Genomic DNA, 16,918 nt, shown 5'->3' on the forward strand with positions numbered 1-16,918 from the left:
TTACGGGATCGCGCAATGATGTCTTACTAGATTTTCTCTAGAGTTTCGTTAGATACGCCACGGAGTTCGAAGATGCGTTTGATTGTAGCTTCGATTAGGTTGCTCGGGCAGGAAGCTCCAGCGGTGATGCCGACGACGACGTCTTTATCTAAGTCGAGTAGGTTTGCGTGCTGGGTGGTGACTTCTTGTTTTTGCTCGAGGTCGAAGTGAACGATTTGCTCGAGCGAGTTCAGTCGATCGGAATTTTGGATGAAAAAGGTTGGGAGTTCTTCTTGGCCTATTTCGACAAGGTGTGAAGTGTTTGAGCTGTTATAACCGCCTACAACGAGTAAGACGTCCATGTGGCCTTTGAGCATGTCGAAGAGTGCGTCTTGGCGTTCTTGGGTAGCGCCACAGATGGTGTCGAAGAATTGGAAGTTCTCCGTTTTTCCATCGCGTTCGCTAATGGCCCTACAGACGCGCTTCTGAATTTCTTCGGTTTCGCTTTTCAGCATGGTGGTCTGGTTGGCGACGCCCACTTTTTTGAGATGAATTTCTGGGTCGAACCCTGGGGAAACGGAGTTGCCGAATCTTTTCATGAGAGCTTCTGAGGAAATCTTACCGAGGAGGTAGTCGCAGAGGAAGTCGGTGTCTTCTAGAGTGAGGATGACGATGTAGTGACCATCTTTATTGTCGCCGAGGGCACGAGATGCAGTGGCACGAGTTTCTTCGTGGCCAGCTTTGCCGTGGATGATGGATGTGTAGCCTTGTTTGGCGTATCCTCGGACTCGGCGCCATACTTTCATAACATCCCCGCAGGTAGTGTCGACGATGGCTGCTCCGCGTTCTTCGATTTTATCAATGTAGGAAGTTGGGGCTCCGAAGGCAGGTACGATGACGACATCGTCTTCGGTGAGTTGGTCGTATTGTTCATTCATTTCTTTCCATGGGAGAGAAACGATGTCCATTTCATCGAGCTGTCGGTTGACTTCTTGGTTGTGAATAATTTCGCCGATGAGGTAGATTTTGTTGTTTTCGAAGACTTTACGGGCAGCGTATGCAAGATCGATGGCGCGTTCGACCCCGTAACAGAAGCCGAATTGGCGAGCGAGTTTGATGGTGGTATTAGCTACAGTGAGTGAGCCGTCGTTGGCGCGGATTTTTTCGACGATGGAGGATTCGTAGTGGCGCTGGACTTCAGCTTGTACTTTTTCCATGACGTCAGGGCGTCTGACGTTGATGCGCTTGCGTTTCTTTGTCTTGGGATCGCTCATAGTGAATGTGAGGTGACTTTGCGTGAAATTGGAGTAGATGCACGCGTTATTTCTGGGATTTTAGGGAAAATGGTAGATTGAGGAGTAGGAAGAGGAGGAGGCAGATGAATTCGAGTAGGAGGATGTACCACGGCCAAGCAGGGAATAGATCGAGCAGGCTCGCTTGTTCTGGTTTGTGATGGAGGAAACCATAGTTCGTGGTTTTGAGGAGGAAGTTGAGAGACATCGCGAGAACTACGTAGATCTGAGTGATGGCAAAGACTCGCCAGAGTGCATGTTTTTCGGGCCGCCATTTTATGGCAAGTGGAATGAATAAGGCTGCAACAACTACAAAGCCGTGGTTCCAGAAAAAACTAAAAAAGGCGGGGCTAGGGAAGGTGGAGGTGAGGTTTGGAGTGAGGAGGCCTTGTAGAGTACCGGCGAGACCCCAAAAGTAGGCGAGTTCACAGAGTCTGGAGCGTTGAGTGAGTAGTGCGGCTCCACAAATAATCGCTGCGAGGTCGCAAAGGTGAAAAGGGACTTTATTTTCTAGAGAAAGAGCATTTTCAGCGATGAGTGCGAGGGTGAGGTGAAGGGGGTAACTGATGAGACAACAGATGGCGAGTAGTTGGCGGATTGTTTTTTGTGTTTTGTCGCATGTTGTTCTGTATAAGTGTATAGTTGTGAATGATGTAGTCGCGATTATGCATAATGTGGTGATGTGCACTGGACCAAAAAGAGAAAACATAGAATTGAATTTGTTAGTGGCGATTCTTTTGAAAGCATCCTGCAGGAGAGAAAAGAGCTTTACGAAAGCGGGTTAAATTTCTAATCTAAAGATAGCTTTCTTAAACTTCAAAACGTATAAAATACCAGAAATATGGCAACTGATCTATCAGATTCAACAAAAGCACTCATGAGCAAAGTGACCGAGGAGCCAAGTAATTGGCAGGCACGCAAGGCTGCTGCAGTGCAATTGTATGAAGAAGGTCATTTTCTGGAAGCGGCTGATGTTTTATGGAATGCTCCAGAAATGCCGTCGGTCGATATTGATGTGGCATTTGCAGTTAAGATTGTATCGCGTGCGCGTCCGAATCGCTCGATACGTTTGTTGTATGAAGTTTTAAGGAGGAATGTAGGAAAGCCAGAGCAAAACATCGCGATGGCGCGGGCGTTTAATTTTGTGGGCTTACCGATGCTGGCATCGCGTTTTTACGGAGCTGCACTCGCTGCATCACCTGAGTTATTTGATATCGGGTTTGAGCAACAAACGCTTTGGTATGATGATTCCGGGAGTTTGATGGAGGCTTGGAAAAATAGTTCACAAGACATCAAAGAGCCACTGGTGCACGATATTAAATCTATCGTCGGTAAGGATATTAAGCTTTCAGAATTAGAGGAGGTTGCTCCGACACCGGTTCAAAATGCTGCAGCTGTTGGAAAGAGTGTGGAGAAACCAGCGGCTTTAGGAGGTTCGCCAGTGCTACGTGCTGCGACATCTGTGGTCCCTACGAAACCATCTATAAAGCCTGCGCAGCCACTTAAAAATAGACCTTCTCCACCAAGCGCGATGCGTCCAGCTGAACCTGTAAAACGTGCTGGTTCTGCACCTGTTCCCTTGCGTCCTGCGGCACCAGTGAAACGTGCGGCGACCGCTCCTGTTCCCTTGCGTCCGGCAGTACCTAAGCGTCCCGATGCGGCCAAGCCTACAGGCTCGTTGTCGTCAATGGGTGATAAAGGGCCAAAGCCGATGCAACCCGACGCTGAAGAGTAAGTTGATTCTGCGAAGTTTAGCATTTAAAATCGGTTCGTAGGAAATCTCTGATAGCGGGAAGATGACTCAGGTTCGAAAAGGTTCGGTGATCGACTGGGTGGATGGAGTCTATCAGCCTGCGTATTCTGCTATTTTGGCGAGTGGAGATTTGGGGCTGAGTGTTGGATTAGGATTATTTGATAGCCTCTGTGGTTATGCGGGGAGGCCATTTGATTTTGAGAAGCATTATAAGCGTCTCGCTCATGATGCTAGCAGATGTGAGTTTGAGGTTCCTGAGAGAGTGGAGCTAGAACAAGTGCTAATCGAGCTGATGAAGTGCAATGGTTTTACTGAAGGGCGTTGTCGATTGCGGGTGAGTATTTATTCGCGCGGGAATGGTGGGCAATCAGTTGTGGTCAGCGCTACTGATTTACCTCAAAGGGGCGAGTATTCTTCGGTCATACTTTCTCCGTATAAGGTGAATGAGCATAGTCCATTGACTGGAGTGAAATCGACTTCTTATGCGGCGAATTATTTAGCATTGAAGGAAGCGCAGGCGGAGGGTGCGGATGAAGCCATTTTACTCAATACGAGTGGATTTCTGTGCGAGGGCGCGACGTCGAATATTTTTTTGGTATCTGATGGAGAGATTTACACACCGTCTTTGAGTTCGGGATGCTTGCCTGGAGTGACGCGTGACACTGTGTTGGAGATCGCAGAGGAGATAGGGGTGGTGAGTCATGTGGTGCCTTTGACTGTTGAGGAGTTAGAGCAATGCGATGAAGCATTTTTGACGAGTTCCCTGAGAGAGGTGCAGCCGATTGTTGAGATTAATGGCAGAGAGATGGGGACAGTCAATGGCGAGGTAGTGCAAAGGCTGAGGGAGGTTTATCAGAAAAAAGCATGGCATTAAGTAGTTACACAGCGGTGATCAAAGAGGGAGATGTGGAAAAGCTTCGAGGTATTCTTGAGGAGCGTGGTTTCGAATTTAAGGAGAAGCAGTATGCGCACTATGGGGCGAAGAAGGGGAAGCTAAATGTAACTGTGTATGAAAAGGGGCCAAAAGTCTTGGTGCAAGGAAAGGAGACGGAGGACTTTGTGCAGTTTATTTTGGAACCGGAGATTTTAGGTGAAGCGAGGCTGGGGAATGAAGAGGTGTCGATGCCTGAGATGTTCGAGCCACATTTTGGGGTGGATGAAAGTGGAAAGGGTGATTTCTTTGGGCCTTTGGTGATTGCTGGTGCCTATGTAAACAAGGAGATTGCACGGAAGTTGATGGATGGTGGGGTGATGGATTCGAAGCGCATTTCTAGCGATAAGAAGATTACTCAATTAGCTGAAACGATTAGGAAGACCCGAGGAGTCGCGTGGGAGGTGATCGTCTTGCGTCCTGAAAAATACAACGAACTGTATGGTAAATTTGGCAATCTCAATCGCTTATTGGCATGGGGACATGCGGCGGTGATTCGAAGTTTGGCCGAGAAGGTACCAAGTTGTCCGAGAGCTTTGAGTGATCAGTTTGCTCGTGAGGAATTATTACAAGGTGCGCTGAAGCAGCAAGGTGAGAGTGTCGAGCATATCGAATTACAGCAACGTACGAAGGGGGAAAGTGATGTGGCAGTGGCTGCAGCGTCGATCTTGGCGCGTGAGGCATTTGTTGATTGGATTCAGCGGGCGAGCGAAAAAGGGGGAGTGAAGATGCCTTTAGGAGCTGGTGCTCATGTGGTTGAAAGTGCGAGGGAGATAGTGGAGAAGTATGATCGTGCTATTTTAGAGAAGGTGGCTAAGACGCACTTTAAAACGACGCAACAGATTTAGGCTGAGTCTTGGATATTTTCGGCAACTCATTGTTCTAAATCTGGGTAAATAGTTCTCGAATAAAAAAAGTTCGAGTTAATTGCATTTTTTACGGGACAAAAGCGTGATCTTGTGGTCTCCATCTGCCCCGCAGCAATTGAGTTGCGAATTTTCATATAATACACATCTAAAAATGGTTACAATTACTAAGCGCGATCTTGTTATTAAGCTGAGCAATGAAACCGGCCTCACTCAGCAGGACGTTTTCAACGTTGTTCAAGGTACTCTGGACTCCATCACCGAAGAGCTTGCTAAAGGCAATTCTGTGGTAATGCGTAACTTCGGTGCCTTTCAGGTACGCGAAGTAAAAGGTAAGATCGGACGCAACCCTAAGGATCCATCCAAGGATGTGCCAATCCCACCACGCGCAGTGGTTAAGTTCAAACCTGGTAAGGAAATGAAAGAGAAGGTTGCTCGCATCCTTCCTTCCCTCCAGCAAGAAGACGTCTCCTAGACGCTTTTTAATACCCCTTTCAAAAAACGCAGCACGTTTCAGACGATGCTGCGTTTTTTTTCTTTAGTGAAAAACTCTGATTTGGTCAGTGCATTGATTTTAAATGTTCTAGGAAGCAGTTTTTAGCGACGAATAGGAGATAAATAAGAGTGTTCAAAGTCGAGCCCATGCGCTAGGCAATTGCTGTGAGCAATATGGAAACAGAAATTCTTTATGCAGACCCAGAGGGCTTTGAGGAAGCTGTGGGTGTGGCTGTGCAGCAACTCAATGGGGGCGAGGTTGTGGCCTTGCCTACCGAAACTGTGTATGGTTTGGGAGCGAATGCTTTGGATGAGAATGCGGTGGCGAAAGTATTCGAAGCAAAAGAACGTCCGTCCTTTGACCCGTTGATTATCCATATTGCTCGTAAAGAACAGATTTACGAGGTTTGTGAACTTACTCCTGAGTTGGAAGTGGTAGTTCAGCAACTGATGGAAGCATTTTGGCCTGGTCCGTTCACGATGGTTTTGCCGAAGAAGGACATCATTCCAGATATAGTTACCAGTGGTCAGCCAACAGTGGCGGTGCGAATGAGTGGTCACCCAGTGATGCATGCAATTTGTAAAGAGCTTGGAAAACCGATAGCCGCGCCGAGTGCGAATCGGTTTGGTCGTATTTCTCCGACATCAGCAATCGCAGTAGAAAAAGAATTGGGCGGACGGATTCCATTGATCATCGATGGCGGTGCTTGCAACTCAGGACTTGAGAGTACCATTGTTCGGGTGGAGCTGGGTGAAAAACGTCCAGAACTGCACTTGCTTCGTGCTGGTCCAGTGGTGAAGGAAGATTTGCAGAAGATCGGGAAAGTGATTCGTCCGAAGAAGCCACGTAATATTGAGGAAGCACCAGGACAGCTCGAGAGCCATTATGCTCCTGCGACTCCATTGTATATTTTTGAAAAACCAGAAGATTTCGTTCCAGATCCAGAGCTTAGCTACGGATTACTCTCTTATCGTGGGGCTGAAAAAGATGGTTATATAAATCTTTACGATTGGGATGTGGTAGAAGAACTTTCACCTGGAAAAGGGAAATTGCCAGAAGCGGCTGTGCGTTTGTTCTTTGCTCTTCGTCAACTCGATGAAAGTGGAGTGGATGCGATTGTCGCTGAGACCGTTGCCGAGACTGCAATCGGGGTCGCGATCAATGATCGGCTCCGTAGAGCAAGCGCAAAGACTCGCGGCCAGTAAGGCTTTATTTTCAACCATATTGCGATGTTAAAATCCCTCATGACGGTCAGCGGCTTCACATTGTTGAGCCGGATTACAGGGTTTGTACGAGATATGCTGACAGCTCAGTTCATTGGGGCGTCAGCCTTGGGTGATGCTTGGGTGGCGGCATTTCGTTTTCCCAATTTGTTTCGGCGGGTGTTAGGGGAAGGGGCTTTTAATTCCGCCTTTGTACCTTTGTATAGCGGTAAGCTTGCCGAAGAGGGGAAGGAGGAGGCTTTTAACTTCTCAGGTAGGATTATGGTATTACTGAGTTTGTTGCTCTCGGTAATTTGTGTGGTGAGTTACATTTTCATGGAGCCCATCACTCGTGCTCTGACATCTGGCTTTGCGGAAGACAAGCTAGCATTAGCGGTTGAATTGTCCCGAATTACTGTCAGTTACCTGTTTTTCATCTGTTTAGTGGCTGCCGTAAGCGGGGTGCTCAATAGTCATGAAAAGTTTGCGGCACCTGCGTTCTCTTATGTGTCGTTAAATTTAGTATTTCTCGTGGGTTTGTGTGCGGTGGCTCCCTTTGTGGAAGATCCTGTGTATACTTTGGCATGGTGTTTACCGATAGGTGGAGTGATTCAGTTAGCAATTGTACTCATTTCAGCGTGGCGCACGGGTGTTCGTTTTAAGATACAAATGCCAGCGTTTGACCGGGACACCATGAAGTTAGCCTTGTTGATGGGGCCTGGACTTGTGAGTGCAGGAATCCAACAGCTCAACTTATTAGTAGGCCAGTGGGTGGCTTCGTATCAGAATGGTGGGATGAGTGCGATTTTCTATGCGGATCGAATCAACCAGTTGCCGCTCGGCTTGATAGGCATAGCATTTAGCGTGGTTTTGCTTCCTGATATTACACAGAAGCTGCGTAAGAAAGAGGTGCGTCAAGCGAAGCAGAGTATGGAGACAGGGATGACGATGGCGATGTTGATAGCGCTGCCAGCTATGGTTGGCATGATGGTGATCGCAGAGCCGATTATTTTTGCAATTTTCAAGGGTGGAGAGTTTACAGCAAATCAATCACAAGTCGCAGGATATGCGCTATTTGCATTTGCCATGGGTTGCCCAGCTTATGTGATGAGTAAGGTTCTGCAACCTGGTTATTTTGCTCGGGAAGACACCAAGACGCCGATGAAGTTTACTTTAGTGTCGGCAGTGGTGAATAGCATTCTCTGTGGTGTTGCCTTTATGGTGATTGGGAGCGGGGGAAATCTTGCTCTTGGCTGTGCCTTGGCAACTTCAGTGGCGGGGTGGGTGAATGTGAGCTTGCTGTTAGGCGGATTGCGCAAGGATGGATTTTTACAGCTTTCACGAGAGTTTTGGAAACGCTTAGGGAAGATGTTAGTGGCTGCGATTTTGATGGGAGCCGTGGTGTGGGTGGGAGCGTATTACTTAGACCCTCTGCTTCATAGCGATAGCCGTTTGGTACGTTTGCCAGTGCTGGCAGCAGTTGGGGGTGCTGGAGTGTTGGTGTATTTCGTCTTTGCACACTTTACTAGGGCAATGACTTTTGGTGAGTTGAAGGCTGGGTTTAAGCGATCATAGTAGATTATGAAAGCTAAAGAAAAAAGTCCGCTAGGTAGTTCCTAGAGGACTTTTTTGAGAGAAGATTTTCTCTATGAGGGTTAGACGTCGATTGTTTGTGGTAGGCCTTTTGAGCGGCTGCGCAGTTTGAGTGATAGCAGGATAAAAACGATGCCAGCAATTAAGGAGAATGCTGCAACTAGCTGGATGATGATTTTAGCGACAGATGCAGGATCTTTGAGGCACCAGATGCCGAAAAGGGTGGAGAGGATTCCGCCAATGAGGAAAAGCACACTTTTGGCCGAAAGCCCACCTACGACTTCTACGACTCCTTTGAAAATGCAGAGCCATCCGAGTAAGATGATGAAGAACTGGGCCACGAAACTTGGGGCGGAAATACAGACGGCACCGGCAATTATACTGATAACACCGGAGAGGATGAGCCACCAGCGCGGAGCTGAAGCACCACCTTTGAAGGAGGCGATGAGTGAGAAAATTCCATCGAGGAGGATGTAAACAGCCCAGTAGATGATGAGTACGGCAATGGTCATTCCTGGCAAAGTGAAGGCTAGCAGGGCAAAGATGACTGCTGCGAGGCCTCGCAGGAAAAGTAGCCACCATGCTTTAGAAATGAGGTCGAGTATGGGGGATTGAGAGATAGCTGGAGAGTCCATAATGATTAGAATGTGTTAGGATAAAACTATGGATGGGCTTGGGTGACTTAGCAAGTGGGCATTTGTGGTGTGAGTGGTCTAAGGCAAAAGCTTTGCCAGCTAGGGCTTGCTTATTGTGATAGCTAGATCTAGCTAACGGCTATGACACAGGAACAAATGGGGATTGTTATTGGAGGGCTTTTGCCGGCTCTCTTTTTTGGGGTAGCGGGGGTTTGCCAAAAATGGAGTAATCAGCACGGAATTTCTACAGGAGCTTATCTTGTGAGTATTGGAGTAGGTGTGGTTATTGTGGGAGCCGTTTTGTGGGCTGTAAATACGGAGCAAAAGTTCAGTACTGCTGCGATCATTCCCGCTGTGGGAATGGGGCTGTCGTGGGGTGTTGGGGTCGTGTTAGTGGCTTTGGGGATTAGTAAGTATGGGGCTCCTATTTCCCAGTTAGCTCCGTTGTATAATATGAATACCTTGGTGACGGTTTTAATTGCGCTATTTGTGTTTTCGGAGTGGAAAGATGTACATCTGGTGAAATTGCTGTTCGGTGCGCTATTTATCATTATTGGTGGGGTATTAGTCTCTTCGTAGCTTTCCTAGTTGAGTTGCTAGATTAAATTAGCTAGTAGCGATGGATGCGTAGTTTATGTATCCCTGTAATATTGGCTCCCTTGGTCGTCGCGGCACCGAAGTCAGCCACGCCAGTTCAGCCGTGGAGTGAGTATCGTGTGCATGACGTGTCGCGTCCGCATCCAGTGAAAGTAAGTGGCGGAAAGTGTGTATGTACTCCTGCGCCTAGTGATGCGTTGGTGATTTTTGATGGTTCTGGAACTGAGGCGTTCAGCGTGAAGTGGCCAGTGCGCGATGGGGCTATGGTAGCTGGCAAAAAGAACACGCGGACTAAGGAGGAGTTTGGAAGTTGCCAATTGCATCTTGAATGGCGCGTCCCAGAGGGGCGAGAAGTGAAGGATCAGAAAGGTGGGAACAGTGGGGTGTTTTTAATGGGACTCTATGAGGTTCAGGTTCAAGAAAGTCATACCAATGTGACGTATGCGGATGGACAAGCCGCCGCGATTTATGGGCAGACACCTCCACGAGTGAATGCTTCGTTGCCACAAGGTGAGTGGCAAAGTTACGATATTATTTTTCACGCTCCTGAGTACGGAGAGGAAGGTATGGAAAAGCCTGCGCGCGTGACTGTGATTCACAATGGAGTGGTAGTGCAGAATGATACTGAACTGCATGGACCGACTGTGTTCCGCAAGATTGCGAAGTACCCCAAAAAGCATCCAGACAAGGCTCCGCTGATGTTGCAGTGGCATAATGACCCGATTGAGTATCGGAACATCTGGGTGAGGCCATTGGACTAACCCTTGATAATCAAATAGCTAAGCGCGCTCAAAAAGGGGTGATTATTTGCTGATAAAGAAAAGGTACTTTTTCGATAAAAAAGAACTTGCGCGCGATGGCAAAATAAACATACTCCGCCCGCAGCCGAAAGGCAGCATGAAAATGGTAAGGCCGCTTTAGCTCAGTTGGTAGAGCAGTTGATTTGTAATCATCAGGTCGTCAGTTCGAATCTGACAAGCGGCTCCATTTTTCATCACATACCTCATCGCCGCTTTAGCTCAGTTGGTAGAGCAGTTGATTTGTAATCATCAGGTCGTCAGTTCGAATCTGACAAGCGGCTCCAGGTAATTAAGAAAGCGAACCATAGCGGTTCGCTTTTTTTGGGGTCTACACCAAAGTTTGGGGAGAGGCATTTTTTTGAGTTTATTGTGTTGGTTAGCCGTATTGAGCGATCACGCGTAATCTGTAGTTTTCGAAGTTTCTGAATCCGTATGCTCGTCGTTGGATGAGTTTGAGGGTCGGATAGGTATTGAATAATTCACGTAGAGTTCGCTTTTGTTTAGAGCTGAGGCGTTCAGGACGTTTGCTCATAGCAGTTAGACAACCTCGATAGCTTTTTAACTGTGGGGCAATAGCTCGGGTAACCTGCATAAAGTGTTGGTAAATAATGCGAACCACATGGAAGCGGTCCACGACGATCCGAGCATTTGGGAAATAGGTCCGAATGAGTCTACGGTAAGGGCTGGATAGGTCGATACAGACGACACGCATCTTGTCTCTGCCTTTTAACTGGGTGAAGTTTGTTTCGAGTTCAGAGTTGCTGCGCCCCTCCACCACATCAAAGATTTTGTGGTTCTTCAGGTCGCAAAGCGTGGTGCTAAAGCGCTGAGCGCTGAGCTTTGTGCAAGGTGTGTTCATCGATGCGAAGAACCTGAGGACAGCACTCTGAGCGTAAATCCTACTTACGGTAGCCTGTCCCATTTCTTCAGTTTTGGCTAATGTTTTAGAACACAAGCCTTGATCATGAAACTTGTAAATGGAGCGTCGCAGCGGCTCGAGCTGAGACTGCAGCTTTACATGAATGGTGTATGTATGATTATGTTGGACTTGAAGGGTGTGGTAACCCTTCAGACCTATATTTAGCTTATTAAGCATAGGGGGCATGTTGGCTGATTTTCCTCATGTCCCCAACTTTTGATGAAGAGCCAAGTTTTTAATACTTAAGGATTTTACTTTTTATAGTATGATAAAAGCTTCAGAGTTTTGTGATAATGAAACATATACTTCGCATTTTCCCCCTTGTGTTGTGCTTCCTTCTGGTGAGTGTAATCCTGTGGGTGGAATGGAAGCCATCAGTAAAGCTTCAGAATAATCACTCTGAGCAGAAAGAACGGCCTCGCTTTTCGGCTGCGGAGTTTGGAAATAATGTTGTTCGGCAATATAAGCCGATTCAGGAGCTTAACGGTCAGTTGAAAAGGGGGGAGAATAAGCGTCTGCGATATGGGGAAGTAGAAGAAATCGAGAGAGAGACAATCGCGGGAAAGCGGTTTTCAGGGCAGTTATTTCATGTTCTAGATAGAAAGAGTCTTGGGCCACTTTCAAAAAGTAAGGAAACATTGTCAGTAGTCGATGCGCAGTGGGAGCGAGGTGCTGTGCAGCGGCTGATAGATTCTGATGCAGAGCTGATTACTGTACCGCTTGGACGAGGTCGCTCGGCTGATGTAAGAATCGAAAAAATGCTCTTACGCGGTAGTGAGACGGTTACTTTGTTAGGTAAGGATGCGAGTGATCCTGAGGGTGATGTTCTATTGGTGTTTCATGACGGGGCTGTCTTTGGGACGGTAGCTTATTATGATACAAATACACATTTTGAATATGCATCGTCTGGCGATGGCAATGTGGCGATCCGCTTATTGAATCCTCTGGCTTTTACTGCAGCGTGCGGACAGCCTGGCGATTCAGCTTTGAGCGAGGTAAATGATAATTCAAATAGTGCGGTGAGTGGAGCGTCTGAGGGTATCGAAAGCTATGACGGTGCGAATATCACCATTGATTATGTGGTTGGCTACGGTATTGCAGCGCGTCAAGCTGAAGGTGGAACCGCGGCGATCGAGGCGAGGATTATAGCGTCAGTGGATCGCACGAACTTAGCGTTTGCGAATAGTGGGTTAGGGGATGAAGTTGAACTGGTGCTTTTAGGGACGATTGAAGATCCTGTTTATAGTTTCCCTGGGGCCATAGACGGCAATATGGGGAGTGGTGACGAGTTAGGGAATTTGCAGAATGAAGTAGATGGAGTGCTTGATGTGGTGACCGATTTTAAGCTTGCTCTTGGTGCAGATGGATCTGCATTTGTAGTTAGTAGTGCTGATGGTTCAGCTGGTGTGGCTTATCGGCCTGGTGAGTCAATGATTGTGGCTCGGACTTATATGACTTCTACTCGAATTACGTTTGTCCATGAGTTGGGTCATAACATTGGCTGTAATCATTCATGGGGAGATAGTTCTAGTGATGAAGGGACGAGTCAGCACAATTACGGGTGGAGATTTACTACCACGAGCTCTTCTAAGGTAAGGACTGTGATGAGTTATGACTGGGGCTGGACTAGAATTCCCTATTTTTCAGATCCAGAGATTAACTACCAAGGCGCTCCTACAGGAGCTGTAGATGGGTATGATGCGTCAGCCTCAAGTTCTGCTGACCCTAGATATGTGTACGGGGGATATACAGTGGTTGCTGGGGCTGGGTTTGATGGTTCGAACCCTAATTTAGGTGCTAGAAATGCGAATTATATTTTAGCGAATGCGAGTTATCTAGCTAATAGAGAGGAGCGAGTTGCGCCGAAAATTCAGTTGGAGGAAGCCACCGGGAATCCGCGGATTGAAGGTTCTGAAATGGTAGATATTGGTTCAGAAATAATTGGTCAAACCGTTTCAAATGTTTTGACGGTGAGAAATGTTGGCGGTGACGAGTTAGAGTCATTGACTATCGAGTTACAAGGAGAGGATAGCAGTAGTTTTTCATTAACTTCACCAAGTGCTACGAATTTAGAACTTGGGGAGACTGCGACTTTTGAGGTTTCTTACCATGTGAATGGAACGGGGCAAAAGAAGGCGCTTCTTGTTGTTTCTGATAGTGGATTGAGTGGGGTAGAATTTTGTATTCCTATTACTGGAGCGTTACGTTCGGAGTTCTATGCAGAAAGTTTTGAAAACGGTATGGGAATATGGGCTGATGCCGGCAGTGAAATTAGCTGGGACAGAGATAGCGGTGGAACTACCAGCTCTAACACTGGGCCAAGCTCAGGAAGTGAAAGTGCTTGGTATCTCTACACAGAGGCTTCATCAGGAGCCAATGATTCGACTGCAGAGATAGAGGCTGCATTCGATTTTTCCACTAAAATGAACCTTCACATAAAGTTTGATTATCACATGTATGGAGCAGATATGGGAACACTCTCGGTTGATGTGTACAGCGATGGTGAATGGGACAATGCTGTGTGGGAGCTCTCAGGACAACAACAGTTATCTTCTGCTGAAAGCTGGAGAACTGCGGTGGTCGATTTGAGTGATTATGATGAAATGGACGATGTGAAGATTCGTTTTAGAGGCCTCACAGGTTTTAGTTATCGTAGTGATATGGCGATTGATTCGATAAAATTATTTGGAGCGGAAGTCATTAAATTTGCGACTTGGACTTCGGAGCAATCTCTAAGTCGAGCGAATGCTGGAATTCTGGCCACGCCTGAGGGGGACGGAATCGAGAATCTTCTAAAGTATGCATTTAATATGACTGTGCCGGTGTCAGGGCCGCGAGTGATTACTCCTGGGACCGGGACTACTGGTTTGCCATACTTTACATTGCCTACAGATGTTGGGGATAGCCTTACTGTGGAGTTTCTTCGCAACCGTTCAGCTTCGGATTTAAGCTACCGAGTGGTTTTTTCTAATGATCTTGTGGATGGAGAAGAGGTGAGCAATGGGGTGGAAAGCTCAGTGACTGCTATTGACGCAGATTGGGAACGGGTGATTGTAGAGGATGAGGTCGAAGTGGGAGAGGTAAGTCGGCGCTTTGGAAAAGTCATTGTTGAAATTGATGAGTAAGATACCGCTTGAAAAGTAGGGCGTGAACTGTGAGTTTCTAATCATGAATTCTGAAAAGCGCGTCTTATTCGTATGTACTGGGAATACCTGCCGCAGCCCGATGGCTGAAGGTTTCTTCCGCAAGGCAGCGGAAGGGAATGAAAAGCTCGTGGCGCTGGGGTCAGCGGGCGTGGCTGCATATGATGGCGATACGATTAGTCCTGATACTCAGAATGAGTTGGCACAGCGAGGTGCGGCGTTGGAAAATTTCAGAAGCCGCTCGGTGACTGAGCAGATGTTAGAGGATGCTACCCATGTGTTCGCGATGACGAATTCACATTTAGCGATGCTGACAGATGCATTCCCGGATCATGCGGCGAAGTGCTATCTTGTTTGTGATTTCATCGAGATTAATGGAAAGTCCGGACTAGATGTACCTGACCCAATCGGGATGGGACCACGTGCGTACAAACAGGTGGGAGAGCTCTTTGAACATGCAATTCCTTCGCTGATAGCCTTTATGGAATCTGAGGAAGATTAAAAGATTCAATATTTGAAGCTTGTAGCGGAATAGTTGCTTACTAGAGTGCTAGATAATCCTAAAAATCCTATGGTAGAACCTAACAATACCGATTTAGCCTACGATTCTAAAATCGAAGGTAATGTGGTTTTCACACAGCTCGACGCAGCCATTAACTGGATGCGCAAAAACTCGCTATGGCCGATGCCGATGGGCTTGGCATGTTGTGCAATTGAGCTAATGGCGACTGCGTCTGCACGATTTGATATTTCAAGATTTGGTGCCGAAGTGATGCGCTTTTCACCGCGTCAGGCCGATGTAATGATCGTAGCGGGAACCGTCACTTATAAAATGGCTTTGGCGGTGAAGCGGATTTGGGATCAGATGCCTGAACCGAAGTGGTGTATCGCTATGGGAGCCTGCGCGTCATCTGGTGGAATGTATCGTTCTTATGCGACGCTTCAGGGGATCGACCGTTTAATTCCAGTGGATGTTTACATTTCTGGTTGTCCTCCTCGTCCTGAAGCATTGATCGAAGGATTGATGAAGCTTCAGGCGAAAATTGAGAAGGAAGAGTCTGCGAAGGGGCTGAAGAAAGAACCAGAAAGAGTCTAAGGAGATGGGGGAGTTTATTGCTAAAATTGAAGAAGCCTTCGGTGAGAAGGTGTTAAGTTCTAAAGAATTTCGAGGTGAAGAAACTGTCATGGTGGAGCTAGCTTCACTTTATGGTGTGATGGTGTATTGCAAGGAAAATCTTGGCTTCGACTTCTTGATTGATATTTGTAGTGTTGATCATGAATCGGTTCATCCGCGCTTTGAGATTGTGTATGAATTGGCATCGGTGGATGATTCGCAGCATTTACGGGTGAAAGCTCCTGTGGCGGAAGAAGAAGATGTTCGGAGTGTGGTGAGTCTCTGGAAAACGGCTGATTGGCACGAGCGGGAAGTTTACGACATGATGGGTATCAAGTTTACGGATCACCCAAACCTCAAACGTATTTTGATGTGGGAGGGCTATCCATACTATCCGCTGCGTAAGGAGTTTCCTCTCGCAGGTAAGCCAACAGAAATGCCTGATGTGGCATTTACTGGCGTGGCTCCGATGGAGGGCGGTCCTTTCGTGACTAGTTCTTCAGCCAGAGACACCGTGTCTGGCGAGCCTAGAGCTAAAGGTGAGAGCTAAGCTCTAATTAATTTACTATACTCCGAGTGGAAGCATTAGGCTTTGCTCGGAGTTTTTCATGAAAACTTTCTGTCTATTACTCATCTTAATTCATGTGGTCCTGAGTACATGTGTGCAGGATGTGAATGCTATTTATGAAGTCTTTGGCTTGAGCTTAGATGGCATAGTAAATGGGAAAGTGTGGCAGTTCTTAAGCTACGGATTTTTGCATGGAAATTGGTGGCACTTGGCGGTGAATACGATGTGCATTGCGTTGTTAGGTCTCAAACTGCAGCAGATCTTAGATTGGAAGAAGGCGCTGGCGGTGACCATGCTGGCGGTATTATTAGGGGGTGGAGGGTACTTGTTGATGAACGTTTTTCTTCCGGAAAACCAACAGGGGGTGCTAGTGGGAGTGTCAGGAGGAATGATGGGATTGTTACTTTGTCTCACAACGCTTGATCCAGATCATCGAATTTGGGTGACGCGGATACGCTCGAAGCATCTTGGCATGGGATTTCTTATAAGCTCGTTGTGTTTGGCTTTGTTGACACCTGCTCTTGGGGTGCCAGTTTTCTCTTCAATAGGAGAAATGTTAGGTAATGTCTTTGGTGAGGAAATGTTTTATGTGTCCCACGCATGCCATTTTGGTGGCGGCATAGCAGGACTCTTTTGTGGGCAGTATATTCTACGTATGATTCGTTAGTGCTGTTTCCTTAAAATTCTTCTTGGAATGCAGTGGTTAGCTAGGCAGAACTTGCACATGCAACATCACGTTTATTTTTGGATTAAGGAAGAACACAAGAATGCTGAAACTCTCGCGGCCTTTGAAAAGGGACTTGAAGCGATGACTAAGATTGAACACACGGCTACTGGTGGTTGGGGAAAGCCAGCTAAGACTCTCGTGCGTCCAGTAAGTGATAATACTTTTGATTACGGTCTCTATATTACTTTTGACTCTATTGAGAAGCACGACGCTTATCAAGTAGACCCTGAACACGATGTATTTGTTGATTCATTCAAAGAGATCTGGGAGAAAGTACGTGTCTCTGATGTCGAGTAATGAACT

Annotated in this window: 18 protein-coding genes and 2 tRNA genes; 16 read left to right on the forward strand and 4 right to left on the reverse strand. The window is 47.1% G+C overall.

What is annotated here, in order from left to right:
- Positions 1-26: 26 nt before the first annotated feature.
- The gene (locus tag ACFPK9_RS13960) at positions 27-1,253 is read right to left on the reverse strand and encodes a 4-hydroxy-3-methylbut-2-enyl diphosphate reductase (protein WP_377095632.1); all 1,227 of its coding nucleotides are present in this window, start codon (positions 1,251-1,253) and stop codon (positions 27-29) included.
- A gap of 46 nt (positions 1,254-1,299) precedes the next feature.
- Complete coding sequence (locus ACFPK9_RS13965) at positions 1,300-1,980, reverse strand: TMEM164-related integral membrane acyltransferase (RefSeq protein ID WP_377095634.1); 681 nt, start codon at positions 1,978-1,980, stop codon at positions 1,300-1,302.
- Positions 1,981-2,112: 132 nt separating this feature from the next.
- On the opposite strand from ACFPK9_RS13965, the gene ACFPK9_RS13970 reads away from it, so the two are divergent.
- The 6 genes from ACFPK9_RS13970 to murJ all read left to right on the forward strand — a co-directional run bounded on the left by ACFPK9_RS13970 (position 2,113) and on the right by murJ (position 8,094).
- Positions 2,113-3,006 carry a hypothetical protein gene (locus ACFPK9_RS13970; RefSeq protein ID WP_377095636.1) on the forward strand — a complete coding sequence of 298 codons (894 nt, stop codon included), beginning with the start codon at positions 2,113-2,115 and terminating at the stop codon, positions 3,004-3,006.
- Positions 3,007-3,067: 61 nt separating this feature from the next.
- Complete coding sequence (locus ACFPK9_RS13975) at positions 3,068-3,898, forward strand: aminotransferase class IV (RefSeq protein WP_377095638.1); 831 nt, start codon at positions 3,068-3,070, stop codon at positions 3,896-3,898.
- Positions 3,889-4,803, forward strand: coding sequence for a ribonuclease HIII (rnhC, locus tag ACFPK9_RS13980; protein WP_377095640.1), 915 nt, complete (start codon positions 3,889-3,891; stop codon positions 4,801-4,803). Before ACFPK9_RS13975 ends, rnhC begins: the two co-directional genes overlap by 10 nt.
- Before the next feature lie 172 nt (positions 4,804-4,975).
- On the forward strand, positions 4,976-5,296 hold the full coding sequence (locus tag ACFPK9_RS13985) for an HU family DNA-binding protein (protein WP_377095642.1): 321 nt from the start codon (positions 4,976-4,978) through the stop codon (positions 5,294-5,296).
- 194 nt (positions 5,297-5,490) lie between these two features.
- Positions 5,491-6,522, forward strand: a complete 1,032-nt coding sequence (locus tag ACFPK9_RS13990) for an L-threonylcarbamoyladenylate synthase (protein WP_377095645.1) — start codon at positions 5,491-5,493, stop codon at positions 6,520-6,522.
- A gap of 24 nt (positions 6,523-6,546) precedes the next feature.
- Positions 6,547-8,094 carry a murein biosynthesis integral membrane protein MurJ gene (murJ, locus tag ACFPK9_RS13995; RefSeq protein ID WP_377095647.1) on the forward strand — a complete coding sequence of 516 codons (1,548 nt, stop codon included), beginning with the start codon at positions 6,547-6,549 and terminating at the stop codon, positions 8,092-8,094.
- Between the two features lie 80 nt (positions 8,095-8,174).
- Here the strand turns inward: murJ and ACFPK9_RS14000 are convergent, their stop codons facing one another.
- Positions 8,175-8,747, reverse strand: coding sequence for an HdeD family acid-resistance protein (locus ACFPK9_RS14000; RefSeq protein ID WP_377095649.1), 573 nt, complete (start codon positions 8,745-8,747; stop codon positions 8,175-8,177).
- Between the two features lie 141 nt (positions 8,748-8,888).
- Between ACFPK9_RS14000 and ACFPK9_RS14005 the strand changes: the two genes are divergently transcribed.
- The 4 genes from ACFPK9_RS14005 (at position 8,889) to ACFPK9_RS14020 (ending at position 10,428) form a co-directional block, all read left to right on the forward strand.
- Positions 8,889-9,326, forward strand: coding sequence for a hypothetical protein (locus tag ACFPK9_RS14005; RefSeq protein WP_377095651.1), 438 nt, complete (start codon positions 8,889-8,891; stop codon positions 9,324-9,326).
- A 44-nt stretch (positions 9,327-9,370) separates the two neighbouring features.
- Positions 9,371-10,105 (forward strand): 3-keto-disaccharide hydrolase, encoded by a 735-nt coding sequence (locus ACFPK9_RS14010; protein WP_377095653.1) that lies wholly within the window; start codon positions 9,371-9,373, stop codon positions 10,103-10,105.
- Between the two features lie 150 nt (positions 10,106-10,255).
- A tRNA-Thr gene (locus ACFPK9_RS14015) sits at positions 10,256-10,331 on the forward strand.
- Between the two features lie 21 nt (positions 10,332-10,352).
- Positions 10,353-10,428: transfer RNA gene (locus tag ACFPK9_RS14020), tRNA-Thr, on the forward strand.
- Positions 10,429-10,520: 92 nt separating this feature from the next.
- Here the strand turns inward: ACFPK9_RS14020 and ACFPK9_RS14025 are convergent.
- Positions 10,521-11,240: a transposase gene (locus tag ACFPK9_RS14025; RefSeq protein WP_377095655.1), complete on the reverse strand. Its 720-nt coding sequence runs from the start codon at positions 11,238-11,240 to the stop codon at positions 10,521-10,523.
- A 116-nt stretch (positions 11,241-11,356) separates the two neighbouring features.
- On the opposite strand from ACFPK9_RS14025, the gene ACFPK9_RS14030 reads away from it, so the two are divergent.
- From ACFPK9_RS14030 to ACFPK9_RS14055, 6 genes are all read left to right on the forward strand, one after another.
- Positions 11,357-14,188, forward strand: a complete 2,832-nt coding sequence (locus ACFPK9_RS14030; protein ID WP_377095657.1) for a reprolysin-like metallopeptidase — start codon at positions 11,357-11,359, stop codon at positions 14,186-14,188.
- 43 nt (positions 14,189-14,231) lie between these two features.
- Positions 14,232-14,708 (forward strand): arsenate reductase/protein-tyrosine-phosphatase family protein, encoded by a 477-nt coding sequence (locus tag ACFPK9_RS14035; protein WP_377095659.1) that lies wholly within the window; start codon positions 14,232-14,234, stop codon positions 14,706-14,708.
- A 69-nt stretch (positions 14,709-14,777) separates the two neighbouring features.
- Entirely contained in the window at positions 14,778-15,302 is a 525-nt protein-coding gene (gene nuoB / locus ACFPK9_RS14040; protein WP_377095661.1) for an NADH-quinone oxidoreductase subunit NuoB, read from the forward strand.
- A gap of 4 nt (positions 15,303-15,306) precedes the next feature.
- The gene (locus ACFPK9_RS14045) at positions 15,307-15,870 is read left to right on the forward strand and encodes an NADH-quinone oxidoreductase subunit C (protein WP_377095663.1); all 564 of its coding nucleotides are present in this window, start codon (positions 15,307-15,309) and stop codon (positions 15,868-15,870) included.
- A gap of 58 nt (positions 15,871-15,928) precedes the next feature.
- Complete coding sequence (locus ACFPK9_RS14050) at positions 15,929-16,555, forward strand: rhomboid family intramembrane serine protease (RefSeq protein WP_377095665.1); 627 nt, start codon at positions 15,929-15,931, stop codon at positions 16,553-16,555.
- Between the two features lie 57 nt (positions 16,556-16,612).
- Positions 16,613-16,912, forward strand: coding sequence for a Dabb family protein (locus ACFPK9_RS14055; RefSeq protein WP_377095667.1), 300 nt, complete (start codon positions 16,613-16,615; stop codon positions 16,910-16,912).
- The last annotated feature ends 6 nt before the right edge of the window (positions 16,913-16,918 follow it).

Source organism: Rubritalea spongiae (assembly GCF_042652385.1).
Classification (GTDB): Bacteria; Verrucomicrobiota; Verrucomicrobiia; order Verrucomicrobiales; family Akkermansiaceae; genus Rubritalea; species Rubritalea spongiae.